The sequence below is a fragment of the Glaciihabitans sp. dw_435 genome, from assembly GCF_018449675.1.
Classification (GTDB): Bacteria; Actinomycetota; Actinomycetes; order Actinomycetales; family Microbacteriaceae; genus Glaciihabitans.
On sequence record NZ_JAAVUZ010000008.1, the window covers coordinates 122,908 to 135,654 of the forward strand.

General features: G+C 66.9%; 8 protein-coding genes. 3 read left to right on the top strand and 5 right to left on the bottom strand.

Translation table 11 applies throughout. From position 1 onward, the window contains the following. The first annotated feature begins 24 nt into the window (after window positions 1–24). Together HB677_RS12100 and HB677_RS12105 are read left to right on the top strand one after the other, a co-directional pair. Window positions 25–1,239 (top strand): NADP-dependent isocitrate dehydrogenase, encoded by a 1,215-nt coding sequence (locus HB677_RS12100; RefSeq protein ID WP_213815963.1) that lies wholly within the window; start codon window positions 25–27, stop codon window positions 1,237–1,239. 249 nt (window positions 1,240–1,488) lie between these two features. Next, on the top strand, window positions 1,489–5,202 hold the full coding sequence (locus HB677_RS12105; protein WP_213815964.1) for a S8 family serine peptidase: 3,714 nt from the start codon (window positions 1,489–1,491) through the stop codon (window positions 5,200–5,202). A gap of 127 nt (window positions 5,203–5,329) precedes the next feature. Here the strand turns inward: HB677_RS12105 and HB677_RS12110 are convergent, their stop codons facing one another. Both HB677_RS12110 and HB677_RS12115 read right to left on the bottom strand, forming a co-directional pair. Then, the gene (locus tag HB677_RS12110) at window positions 5,330–6,883 is read right to left on the bottom strand and encodes an FAD-dependent oxidoreductase (RefSeq protein ID WP_213815965.1); all 1,554 of its coding nucleotides are present in this window, start codon (window positions 6,881–6,883) and stop codon (window positions 5,330–5,332) included. Next, complete coding sequence (locus HB677_RS12115) at window positions 6,880–7,812, bottom strand: FAD:protein FMN transferase (protein ID WP_213815966.1); 933 nt, start codon at window positions 7,810–7,812, stop codon at window positions 6,880–6,882. The genes HB677_RS12110 and HB677_RS12115 overlap by 4 nt, the downstream gene beginning before the upstream one ends. Before the next feature lie 205 nt (window positions 7,813–8,017). Between HB677_RS12115 and HB677_RS12120 the strand changes: the two genes are divergently transcribed. Next, window positions 8,018–9,550, top strand: coding sequence for a CoA-acylating methylmalonate-semialdehyde dehydrogenase (locus HB677_RS12120; protein ID WP_213815967.1), 1,533 nt, complete (start codon window positions 8,018–8,020; stop codon window positions 9,548–9,550). Window positions 9,551–10,218: 668 nt separating this feature from the next. Here HB677_RS12120 and HB677_RS12125 read toward each other — a convergent pair. The 3 genes from HB677_RS12125 to nagA form a co-directional block, all read right to left on the bottom strand. Beyond that, on the bottom strand, window positions 10,219–10,689 hold the full coding sequence (locus tag HB677_RS12125) for a hypothetical protein (protein WP_213815968.1): 471 nt from the start codon (window positions 10,687–10,689) through the stop codon (window positions 10,219–10,221). A gap of 177 nt (window positions 10,690–10,866) precedes the next feature. Further along, window positions 10,867–11,502 carry a nucleoside deaminase gene (locus HB677_RS12130; RefSeq protein ID WP_213815969.1) on the bottom strand — a complete coding sequence of 212 codons (636 nt, stop codon included), beginning with the start codon at window positions 11,500–11,502 and terminating at the stop codon, window positions 10,867–10,869. A gap of 13 nt (window positions 11,503–11,515) precedes the next feature. After that, complete coding sequence (gene nagA / locus HB677_RS12135; RefSeq protein WP_213815970.1) at window positions 11,516–12,724, bottom strand: N-acetylglucosamine-6-phosphate deacetylase; 1,209 nt, start codon at window positions 12,722–12,724, stop codon at window positions 11,516–11,518. Window positions 12,725–12,747: the final 23 nt, after the last annotated feature.

Sequence of the window (12,747 nt, forward strand, 5' to 3'; positions counted from 1 at the left end):
GGGCAGTGTTGATAGGAGATTCACTTGGCGAAGATCACAGTTGAAGGCACGGTTGTCGAGCTTGATGGCGACGAGATGACCCGCATTATTTGGCAGAAGATCAAGGACACCTTGATCCACCCGTACCTCGACATCAACCTCGAGTACTACGACCTCGGAATCGAGAACCGCGACGCGACGGACGACCAGGTCACGATCGATGCCGCGCATGCAATCCAGAAGCACGGCGTTGGCGTCAAGTGCGCGACCATCACGCCCGACGAGGCGCGCGTCGAAGAGTTCGGCCTGAAGAAGATGTGGAGGAGCCCGAACGGCACCATCCGCAACATCCTCGGCGGCGTCATCTTCCGCGAGCCGATCATCATCTCGAACATCCCGCGCCTGGTGCCGGGCTGGAACAAGCCGATCATCATCGGTCGTCACGCGTTCGGCGACCAGTACCGCGCCACCGACTTCCTGTTCAAGGGCAAGGGCAAGCTCACTGTCGAGTTCACGCCGGAAGACGGCTCCGAGCCGCTGAAGTTCGAGGTCTTCGACGCCCCCGGCGATGGCATCGCGCAGGTGCAGTACAACCTGGATGCGTCGATCATCGACTTCGCCCGTGCCTCGCTCAACTACGGCCTGTCGCGCAACTACCCGGTGTACCTGTCGACGAAGAACACCATCCTCAAGGCCTACGACGGTCGCTTCAAGGACATCTTTGAGGAGATCTTCCAGGCCGAGTTCAAGGAGAAGTTCGACGCGGCCGGCCTCACCTACGAGCACCGTCTGATCGACGACATGGTGGCCTCCGCCATGAAGTGGGAGGGCGGCTACGTCTGGGCCACCAAGAACTACGACGGTGACGTGCAGTCCGACACCGTGGCCCAAGGCTTCGGCTCGCTCGGCCTCATGACGAGCGTGCTCTCCGTTCCGGACGGCAGTGTCGTCGAGGCGGAGGCCGCGCACGGCACCGTCACGCGTCACTATCGCCAGCACCAGGCGGGCAAGCCCACCAGCACGAACCCGATCGCGTCGATCTACGCGTGGACCCGTGGGCTGTCGCACCGCGCGAAGCTGGATGACAACCCGGCGCTCGCCGAGTTCGCCGCAACGCTCGAGGACGTCGTCATCAAGTCGGTCGAGGCTGGCCACATGACGAAGGACCTCGCTGCCCTCGTTGGCCCCGAGCAGAAGTGGGAAACCACCGAGGAGTTCCTCGACACGCTCGACAAGAACCTCGCGGCGCGTCTGGCGTAGTTCCTTCCCTGCGGCGGGAGATCGCGCAGGTTTCGGCGGGAGAAGCTGGCGGGTGGCGGGAGATCTATCTCCCTCCACTCGCCGGTTTCTCCCGCCGCGTTCGTTAACGCGCGCACGAATTCGTCGCCGCGCGCAAAATTCGTGTTTTCCTCGACCACCCCTATTCGGGGGTAGAACATGTGTGTACCCTGAGTGAATTCGCGTGTCTCGCGAGGAATTATCGGACTTCGACTTTCCTAGGGGTGTTTTTTGCGTTCTTTCTCTCGTGCTTCATCGTCAGCCCATCGAGAGGGACGCAGGCCCCTCGCTGCGGTCTCCCTCGGCGCTGGCATCGCGCTGCTGGCGGGTCTCATTTCGGCTCCCGCGGCGATGGCCGCGCCATCCGCTTCTCCGACAACGTCGCCGGACACGACCGTCTCCGTTCCCAAGATCGGGTCATCGGCCGTCGACCGGGCGCTGAAGTCCAAGTACCCGGCGGGCAAGTACATTGTCACGCTGAAGGATGACCCGGCCGCCACCTACGGCGGAGGGATCAGCGGGTACGCCGCCACGAAGCCGGCCGCGGGGCGCCAGCTCAACGCGAAGGCCACGGAGGTCTCGCGCTACACGAAGCTGCTCGGCGACAAGCAGAAGTCCCTGGAGACCCAGGTCGGGGTGAAGGCGCTGTACAACTACACGCTCGCCTACAACGGGTTTGCCGCCAACCTCACCTCGGTCGAGGCGGCACGGCTCGCGAAGAGCGACGCCGTGGCATCCGTCGTCCCCAACAAGCTCCTGAAGATTCAGGAGGCGCAGAGCTCCATCGACTACCTGAAGATCAGCACCCCCGGCGGGGTGTGGGACTCGATCGGCGGGGTGCAGAACGCGGGCAAGGGCGTGGTCGTCGGTGACCTCGACACCGGCATCGCACCGGAGAACCCGTCGTTCGCGGGCGACCCGCTCGGCACCGCTGCCTCGACGACTAAGCCGTGGCTCGATGGCAACGTGATCCACTTCGCGAAGAACGACGGCACCACGTTCAGCAGCACCCGGCAGACGGGTGTTGGCTTCGACAACGACGACTACAGCACGAAGATCATCGGCGCGCACTACTACGTCGACGGTTTCGGCGCGAGCCAGATCGGTGGAGCCGCGCAGGGTGAGTACCTGTCGCCCCGGGACGGCGACTCGCACGGATCGCACACCGCGAGCACCGCGGCCGGCAACGCCGGTGTGAAGGCAACCGTGTCGGGCAACGACTTCGGAACCATCGCCGGTGTCGCTCCCGCGGCGAAGATCGCGGCCTACAAGGTGTGCTGGTCGGGCAAGGATCTCGACCCGAACGTCACCACCGACGACGGCTGTGCCACGACCGACATCGTCGCGGCCATCGACCAGTCCGTGAAGGACGGCGTGGACGTCATCAACTTCTCCATCGGTGGCGGCGCGGCCTCGTCCGTGTACTCGCCGAGTGACCAGGCGTTCCTCAACGCGGCGTCGGCCGGAATTTTCGTCTCGGCGTCCGCGGGTAACTCGGGCCCCGCGTCATCCACTCTCGACAACGCATCCCCGTGGATCACGACCGTCGCAGCCACCACGATCCCCAGCTACGAGGCCACCGCGGTTCTCGGCAATGGCGCGAAGTACGCCGGCGCATCGATCACCGTGCACAGTGAGCTGACCGCTCCGCTCGTGCTCGCCAGCAGCATCCCGGCAACGGGGGCGACGGCCGACGACGCGAACCTCTGTCTGGCCGGAACGATAGATCCGGCGCAGGCGGCGGGCAAGATCGTGGTCTGTGAGCGCGGCAACAACGGTCGCCTCGAGAAGTCGGCGGCGGTCAAGGCCGCGGGCGGCGTGGGAATGATCCTGCTCAACGTCGACGCCGGTGACACCATCACCGACGACCACACGATCCCGTCGATCCACATCGATGCGCCCTACCGCGAAGCGATTCGCGCGTACGCGGCGACCCCGGGCGCGACCGCGACCCTGGTGCCCGGCAACACCACCGGCAAGGTCACCCCGGTTCCCCAGCTCGCGGGATTCTCCAGCCGCGGACCGGTGCAAGCTGCCGGCAGCGACGTGCTGAAGCCGGACATTTCGGCTCCCGGTGTCTCGATCCTCGCCGCCGGTGCCAACGCGCCGGGTGAGGCCCCGACCTACGAGTTCCTCTCGGGAACCTCGATGGCGGCGCCGCACGTGACAGGTCTGGGCGCGCTGTACCTCGGCGTGCATCCCCTCGCCACCCCGGCCGAGATCCAGTCGGCGCTCATGACCACCGCCTCCGACACGGTCGACAACGACAACGTGCCCACCCTTGACCCGTTCGGGCAGGGTGCCGGCGAGGTCAAGCCGACCGCCTACCTCAACCCGGGGCTGCTGTACCTCGCCACCCCGGCGGACTGGAAGCGGTACCTGGTGGGAACCGGCGAGGCGACCTTTCCGGGCGTCACGGCCATCGATCCGAGCGACCTCAACCTGGCGTCGATCGCGATTGGCGACCTGTCTGGCACACAGAAGATCACCCGCACCGTCACCTCGCAGGGGGCCGGTACCTATAAGGGATCGGTCAGCGTCGCGGGCCTCAAGGTGAAGCTCTCGCCGTCGACCCTGAAGTTCACGGCCGCCGGGCAGACGAAGAAGTTCACCGTCACCTTCACCCGCACCACGGCGCCGCTCGATGAGTACGCCACCGGATTCCTGACCTGGAAGAAGACCAGCGGCAAGAGCACCACCGCCGCAACGGTGCGCAGCCCCATCGCGATCCATCCGACCCGGGTCAAGGTTCCCGCGGTCGTCAACGGTGAGGGAACGAGCGGAAGCGTGACGGTTCCCGTGCTGCCCGGTGTCGACGGCAAGATCAAGGTCACCCCGGCCGGTCTCGCCCAGGGCAACGTCACGCCGAACGCGACGGATGCGAGCCTGCCGTACACCGACAAGCTCGCGACCGGCGAGAACGGACAGTACGTGCACCAGGTGCTGCCGGGAACGTCGTTCGCCCGCTTCGATGTGCAACCGATCGAGGACAACCCCGCGACCGACCTCGACCTGTACGTGTTCTACGCGGCAACCGAGAACGACACCCCGAAGGTGATCGCGCAATCCGCGACCGGTGACGCCGGCGAAACCGTCGACCTCGTCGATCCGGAGCCCGGCATCTACATCACCTTCGTGGACGTCTTCTCCGCTCCGGTCGGTGGCGCCGCATTCACCGACAAGGCGTACCTGCTGAACCCGGCGACCGACGTGGGTAACCTCACCGCCGTGCCCTCGGTAATCAAGGGCAAGACCGGCGTAGCGACCAGCTACGTGCTGCGCTGGGGCGGTCTCGACCCGTACAGCTCGTTCCTCGGTTTCGTGCACTACAGCGGCTCGGACGTGGTGACCGACGTGTACGTCGACACGGCCGAAGCGCTGCCGCCGGTGGCGCTGACGAAGCCCACGGTGAACGGTGCCGCGGAGGTGGGCAAGGTCGTCACGGCGAAGCCCGGCACGTGGGACGCCGACACGAAGGCTCTGACGATCAGCTACCAGTGGCTGCTCGATGGTGAGGCCATCGCCGGCGCGACGGGCACGAGCTACCGCATCCCCGCCCTCGCGGTCGGACACGCCCTGAGCGTGCTGGTGACGGCGAAGGTCGGCACCGGCCCGGCGACACTCGTGTCGTCCGCAGCGGTGACGGTCGTGGCATCCAGCACCACGTCCTTCACCCTCGACCGCAGCACGATCACCTCGCGGGATCGCGCGGTCGTGACCGTGAAGGTCACCACGCTGCCGGTCGGCAATGCGATTGGCAAGGTCACCGTGAAATACGGATCGAAGACAGTGACGCTGCGCCTGACCGCCACCTCGAAGGGAACCGTCAAGGTTGCACTGCCGAAGCTGAGCCCGAAGAAGTACGCCATCACGGCCTTCTTTGAGGGGTCGGATGTCGCGGGGCCGTCGATCTCCGCGGCGAAGACGCTCACCGTGAAGAAGTAGCAGGCACTCCCGCCGCCCACACCGGTGGCGGGAGTTAACGCAGGCCTCGGCGGGAGAAGATCGCGCGGGGCGGGAGTTGTAGCTCCCGCCGCGTGCTTTCTTCTCCCGCCGAACTGTTTGCGCGGGTTTAGTAGCCCGAGAAGTAGTCCGATTTCACGCGCTTGACGCCGGCGCGACGCAGGGCTGACTTCAGCGAGGTAACCAGCTGCGGGGCGCCCGAGACGTAGGCATCCCGCGAGACGGCGTCGGGAACCGCGCGCAGCAGCATCTCGCCGGTGAGCGGCCCGGCGCCGAGGTAGGTCCAGTTGCTCGGGAGTTCGTCGGGCACCGAGGGCGAGACGAGCAGCACGCGGTGGCCGCCCATGCCGAGCCGCTCGGCGTACGCGATCTCGTCGGGGCGCGAGCTGGAGTAGACCACCACGATGTCGCGTTTGGTTCCCGTCGCCTCGACCTCGCCGAGGTGGCTGATGTAGGGCGTGATGCCGATGCCGCCGGCGACCATGAGCAGCGGGCGTGACGGGTCCTTTGGCAGCAGGAAGTCGCCACCGATCGATGTCGCTGTCACGATCTCGCCGGGCTCGAGCGCCAGCATGTGCGTCTTGAAGCTGCTGGAGCGGTCGGCGACGCGCAGCCCGAAGCGCACGACATCCGTCTCCGACGGTGCGGACGCGATGCTGAACACCCGGCGGTAGCCCCGCTGGTCGGCGCCCTTATGGGCGAGCGTGATCTCCATGAACTGCCCGGCGGAGAAGGCCAGCGGCCGCTGCGGCCGGAACTCGAACTCCCAGCTGGTCGGCGTGAGCGCCCGGCGGCCCAGGAAATCGAGGCGGATGCCCCGGCGCTGACCCACCGCGAAGGCGAGCAGGTTACCGACGACGAGCGCCAACTGCGGGGTGTTGTAGAAGGGCGGGAAGTTGAACGGCACCGACGCGATGACCGCGACGATCGCCGCTAGAGCCAGCTGCTGCCACCGGCGCGGGGGAAGGGTGAGCGGTTCGCTCAGCATGAAGCCCGCGAAGAACACGATTGGGTACGACAGGAACGCGGTGGAGACGGCGGTGCCGAACTCCACCCCGTTGCTCACGCCGTACGAGATCACGATCGCGGCGGCAACCACGATGTAGACCAGCGCCACGGTGATGCGGCGGGTGCGATACAGCACGAGGAAGGCAGTCAGCGCTGTCAGCGGGAGCATCCATCCTGTCGCAACCCACCAGGTCACGAAGTTCAGCTGCAGCAGCGTCATCACGAGCGCGGCCAGCGCGGCAGGGTTGAAGATGTGGCGGCGACGGATCGCGAGCAGGTACTTCGAGGCGCTGGCGATGAGGGCGGCAAGGGCGAGTGTCCAGAGGTCGGCGGTCTCGAGCGACGGCTGGAACAGGAACAGGATTAAGAGCCCGGTGATGATGGATGACTCGGGGTGTGCCCGCGTGCGGAACAGCAGGGCAAACCCGATGCCGGTCAACCACGTCACCCCGACGGCGACGACCGCGCTCGCCAGGATGGCGGGCGCCGTGTAGAACAGCTGGCCCGTCGCGCCGAGGATCAGGGCCTCCACGAGCAGCGCCAGGAGGCAGATCACGACGAGACGGTACATGGTGACCCTGCCGGTCACCCGGTCGAGCCATTGCCGCGCGCTGAAGCCCGCGGCGCTGGTGGTTGGTGCGCTGATGGCGCTCATGTGAACATCTCCCCGTTGAGGTTCCGCGAGTATTCGACGGAACCGGTGGCAAACATGCGGACGTACTGGAAGTCGGTGGTCGCCGTACTGGTGCTGATGCTGCTCGTGCTGGGATCGGCCACGGCCTCGGCTGGCGCGTCGGCGGCGAACACCGCGGCGCCCCGGAAGAAGAGCCCGGTCGCGAGCCCATCGGCGACGAGGGTTGTGGGCGCGATGGCCCAGGCGGCGATCACCGAGGCGGTGGGAACCCCGGTGATGCCGTCGATGATGTGATGCAGCCCGTTGCCCCAGGCCCGGCGGTTGGACGCCGATGCGCACAGCGCAGCGTTCTGCAGTTCGTAGACGCCGATGGCGCGGGTGGCATCGCGTGGGTCCTCGAGTGCAACACTCAGCGGCGCGTCTCCCCGGTGCAGCAGGTCACCGCTCGCGTCGACCACGAAGCTCCCGATGCCGTGATCCAGCAGGATGCCCGCCACGATGTCGACGAGGTATCCCTTGCCGGCCGCGCCCACATCGAGCAACACCGGCCGCACGGTCGTGAGCGTCTCGCCGTCCCAGGAGATGGCGTCATCCCAGCTCGGAACCCGGACCGAGGTAGTCCGCGGGGTCAGCGAGTAGGCGCTGTCGTAGCCGAGGTTCTCCATGCGCTCGCCGACGAGGGGACTGACGGCGCCATCGGTGCGCTCATACAGCCAGCGATAGAGATTGAGCAGCGCAGGGGCATCCGCTGGCAACGTCCAGACGCCGGGAGTGGTGTTGATGCGCGTGACGAGAGAGTCGGGGCGGAACCGGGAGTAGGTGCGGTCGAACTCGTCGATGCGGGCGTTGATGGCCTGGACGATGTTCGCGCTGAGGGGCTCCGCGGTGTCGATGCGCCACGGGGCGCCGATCGCATCGAAGCGATAGACGGCGGAATCGGGCTGGGTCACGTGGGGTCCCCGTCCCTTCGTTGGCCGAATTAGTTGTCGGTACAAGAACCACGAAACACCACTTAACTATGAATTGGCTTGGAGTGCACTGCGGCGGGGACAGCAGACTGCGGTGATCGCTGCCGTGGCCCGGGTACTAGGCGCGGGTGGGTCGACGGTCGTAGCCTGCTGTCACTGCCAAACACGAATCGGGAAAGTGATACCAATGACGTTTACCGCTACTTCCGCCACACCGGAATCGGACACTGGGCTGCCGACCGTCAGCCACTGGATTGATGGCGCCCTGCGCGCCGGAACCAGTGGACGCACGGCACCCGTCTATGACCCGGCGTTGGGCGTCGTGACGAAGAACGTCGCGCTCGCCGACCAGGCCGAGGTGGACGCGGCCGTCGCCTCCGCGAAGGCGGCATTTCCGGGCTGGCGGGACACCTCGATCACGCGGCGCCAGCAGATCATGTTCAGGTTTCGCGAGCTGCTCAACGAGCGCAAGGGCGAGCTGGCCGACATCCTGACCTCCGAGCACGGGAAGGTGCTCAGCGATGCGCTGGGCGAGATCACCCGGGGCCTCGAGGTCGTGGAACTCGCCACCGGCTTCCCGCACCTCATCAAGGGCGAGTACTCGCAGCAGGTGTCCACCGGCGTCGACGTGTACTCGACGAAGCAGCCGCTCGGCGTCGTCGGAGTCATCAGCCCGTTCAACTTTCCGGCGATGGTGCCGATGTGGTTCTTCCCGATCGCGATCGCCGTCGGCAACACGGTCGTCCTCAAGCCCAGCGAGAAGGATCCGTCCGCCGCGAACTGGCTCGCGGCGCTGTTCGCCGAGGCCGGCCTTCCGGACGGCGTCTTCACCGTTCTGCACGGTGACAAGGTCGCGGTGGACGGGCTGTTGAATCATCCCGATATTAAGTCCATCTCGTTTGTGGGCTCGACGCCGATCGCCCGGTACATCTACGAGACGGCATCGCGTGCCGGCAAGCGGGTGCAGGCCCTGGGAGGCGCGAAGAACCACATGCTCGTGCTGCCCGACGCGGACCTCGACCTGGTCGCTGACTCCGCGGTCAATGCGGGCTTCGGTTCGGCGGGGGAGCGCTGCATGGCGATCAGTGTTGTCGTCGCGGTCGAGCCGGTCGCCGATGAGCTGATCGGCAAGATCCGCTCGCGCATGACGGCGCTCACCGTCGGCGATGGGCGCCGGTCCTGCGACATGGGACCCCTTGTCACGCGGCAGCACCGCGACAAGGTCGCGTCCTACATCGATATTGCGCTGGAGGACGGGGCTGACGTCGTCGTCGACGGACGCGGTGTGGACGTGGATGGCGCGGCCGACGGGTTTTGGCTCGGCCCGACCCTCATCGACCGGGTGCCCCTCGACTCCCGGGTGTACACGGAGGAGATCTTCGGCCCCGTGCTGTCGGTCGTGCGCGTCGCTTCGTACGAAGACGGCGTCGAACTGATCAACGCCGGCGCCTTCGGCAACGGGACCGCGATCTTCACCAACGATGGGGGTGCGGCCCGCCGGTTCCAGAATGAGATCGAGGTGGGGATGATCGGCATCAACGTGCCCATCCCGGTGCCGGTGGCCTACTACTCCTTCGGCGGCTTCAAGAACTCCATCTTCGGCGACTCGAAGGCGTACGGGCTGCAGGGCTTCCACTTCTTCACCACGGAGAAGGCCGTCACCTCGCGCTGGCTCGACCCGAGCCACGGCGGCATCAACCTGGGCTTCCCGCAGAACTAGGCAGCCGCTGCGTTCTGCGCTGCTCGCATCCTGCTCTCGCGTCCCGTGCTGCGCGCCGCACCCCTCGCTGCTCGCGCGTCTCGTGCTGCGCGCCGCACCCCTCGCTGCTCTCGGGTCTCGTGCCGCGCCTTGTGTTCCAGAGCTCCCCATCGGTGCGCGGCAGCGCAACTCGCCCGCGTCTCGCTGCTCGCGCGTCCGCGCCGCGCCGTTTGCTCATCGAAAGGGTAAAAACGGACGCATTCCGCGCCTTTTGCCGCAATTTTTACCCTTTCGATGCTGTTTCGGCGCGCTTTCTTGACATAACGGAATCGAAGGAGCAGAGATGGTCGCCAAAGCAATCCGGCGACGACCATCTCTGCTCCTTCGATGAAAGGCGGGGCCGTCGGGCCGGCAAAGAGGGCCGTCGCGCCAGAAACGTCGGCCAATCGGGGCGAGTTGGGGTCGCGGCAGCGGGAGACGAGGGGCGGATGACCCGGGCGCAGGCCAGCGGTCCTTGCGGGTAACTGCGTGGGACGACAACGGCCCCGGCAGGTGACTGCCGGGGCCGCTGTGTTTCGTGCCGCCGCGTGGGGTGGCGGTGGGCCGCCAATCGCGAGGTACGGGTGGTGCCGCCGCGGGGGTGGCGGTGGGCCGCCGGTCGCGAAGTGACGCTAGGTGTCGGGGAGCGACTAGCTCGTGGCATCCGCCTTGATCTTGTCGACGGCGTCGTTGAAGCCGCCGCTGGTGAGCGACGAACCCGCAACACGGGAAACGGTGAGGTCGCTGAGCTGCTTGCCCACGACTTCCGCGGAGATGCCGCCGGCGAATTCGGTCTGGTAGCGGGTGGCGGTCGGGTCGGTCGCCTCGGGGGTGACGGTGACCGCGGTGACGGCACCGCTCGCGATGGTCAGTTCGACCTTGACGGTCTGGTTGCCACCCGGGGAGACGTAGGAGCCTTCCTCGGTGTAGCTGCCGTCCTTGAAGGAGGTGGCCGAGCCGGTGCTCGTGGTCGTGTCGGACGACGACGAACTGCTGTCGCTGGGCGTGGTGGAGCCGGAGGACGCGGCCTCGGTGGTCGAGCTGCAGCCGGCGAGGACGGTGACGAGCGAGAGGCCGGCGAAGGTGCCGACGACGTACTTGGAGCGGAGAAGGGGTGTCATGAGATACCTCGGTGTCTAATGTCGTGGCGAACGATTATTTGTTGTTACAAGTAACTGTGGCCGCGGTTTCTTGGAAAAGCATGAGTGTCCGCAGGAAAGTGCGCGGCACTCTCCCCAGTGTTTGCCCGGAGGAGGGCAGTCCGGAGCCGAGCGAGCGCCAGCAGCCGCGCCCGCGCCCTAGTCGAGCGCGATGGCTCCCGCGCCGCGTGCGTTGTAGACCAGCACGTCGGCCTCGCCATATTCGCGGAACACCCGCAACGCGTCATCCCGACCCACACCCTCGGTCACGCTGATACCGCGTGCCTCGAACTGCGCCGCCCAGTCTTCGCGCATGGGACCCTCGTCGAACCCGCTGAGGCGCTCGAGCTCGGGTCCGGAGCCGGCAACGACGAGGTGGCGCACGCCTGACCACATGGTCGATCCGTAACACATCACGCAGGGTCGCCAGTTGACGACGAGCTCGAGTTCGCGCTCGGGGTCGGCGCCGAGGTCCCAGGACCCGAGGGCGACCTGCGCGAGCGAGATCGCGGTGACCTCGGCGTGCATGGACGACAGACCAGTGCTCAGCACAACGTTCACGCCGACGGAGATGACCTCGCCCGTCACGTGATCGACGACGATCGCGGCGAACGGGCCGCCGTTGCCCTCGCGCCAGTTGCGGTCCGCGAGGTAGTTGACGAGCTCCATGCGCTCTTCCGGCGTCACGCGCGGGGTCGAGACGGCGGTGAGTTCGCCCTGCAGCCAAGCGGGCAGCTGCGCAGAGAAGCCGGTGGCAAGGCCTGAGGTGCGGGAGTCGTCGGGTGACTGCGTCATGCGGGGTGTTCTCCTAGTACAAACGGGTGGTGGAAATGGATGTCGCTCCGCCGATGGTTCTGTTGACCTCGGTGTCGATCGCGCTGCCGTTGGCCCAGACGCGCTGCACGGTCCAGTTGGCATCGAGCGCGACGACGTCGGCCGCGTACCCGGTCTCGAGCAGGCCGAAGCGGTGGTCGAGTCCGAGGGCCTTTGCCGGTGTCAGGGTGAGGGCGCCGACCGCATCGCGCGGGGCGACGCCGGTGCGGGTGATCGCGATCTGCAGGGCGACATCCTGCGTCAACGTGGAACCGGCGATGGTCGTGGTTCCGCGCAGCAGGGCGAGTCCGTCACGTACTGCCACGGTAAGTGTGCCGAGGTTGTAGTCGCCGTCCTGGTACCCGGCGGCGGCCATGGCGTCGGTGATGAGCGCCACGCGTCCGGGCGCCGAACGGAAGGCGAGCGCCGCAACATCCGGGTGCACGTGCTGTCCGTCGAGGATCAGCTCGATGGTGACACGGTCGTCCTCGAACGCGGCGACAACGGGGCCGGGGGCGCGGTGGTGAATTCCCGGCATCGCGTTGAACGCGTGCGTGAGGATGCGCGCTCCGCGGTCGAAGGCGCCCTGCGCCATCTCGAAGCTGAGGTCGCTGTGTCCGATGGCTACGGCGACACCGGCGGCCACCAGGATGTCGATGGCCTCCATCGCTCCCGGAAGCTCCGGCGCCAGGGTGATCTGGCGCAGGGTGTCGCGCCCGGCGGCGATCAGCTCGTCGACGTGCACGGCTTCGGGATCACGCAGGTACTCGACGTTGTGCGCGCCGCGGTAGTGGGGCGAGAGGAACGGTCCCTCGAGGTGCGACCCGAGAATCAGGGGGTCGACCTCGACGAGGTCGGCAATCTGCCCGAGGCTGGTGCGCAGCTCGGCCATGGGGTTGGCGACAAGACTGATTACCGAGCGCGTGGTGCCGTGGGCACGATGGGTCGCCAGCCCCTCGATGATCTCGGCCGGGCCGTTGTCGAAGGAGTGCCCGCCGCCGCCGTGGCTGTGCAGGTCGATGAACCCGGGGGTGAGCCACGAGCCGTGCAGGTCAATTGCCTGTTCTGCGTCGGGATGACCCGGGCCGGAGCCCGTCGCGGTGATGGTCGTGCCCTCGATCACCATCCAGAAATCGTCCACCTGTCCGCGGGCATCGAGCTTGCGGGCGCCGAACAAAACGGTGCCCTTGGTGACAGTGCTCATGGTCGTGTCCATCCTCTGATGCT

What these genes read in the sequence shown, in the direction of transcription:
- nagA (WP_213815970.1), bottom strand. Translation starts at nt 12,724, where the DNA reads ATGAGCACTGTCACCAAGGGCACCGTTTTGTTCGGCGCCCGCAAGCTC.
- HB677_RS12120 (WP_213815967.1), top strand. Translation starts at nt 8,018, where the DNA reads ATGACGTTTACCGCTACTTCCGCCACACCGGAATCGGACACTGGGCTG.
- HB677_RS12130 (WP_213815969.1), bottom strand. Translation starts at nt 11,502, where the DNA reads ATGACGCAGTCACCCGACGACTCCCGCACCTCAGGCCTTGCCACCGGC.
- HB677_RS12125 (WP_213815968.1), bottom strand. Translation starts at nt 10,689, where the DNA reads ATGACACCCCTTCTCCGCTCCAAGTACGTCGTCGGCACCTTCGCCGGC.
- HB677_RS12110 (WP_213815965.1), bottom strand. Translation starts at nt 6,883, where the DNA reads ATGAGCGCCATCAGCGCACCAACCACCAGCGCCGCGGGCTTCAGCGCG.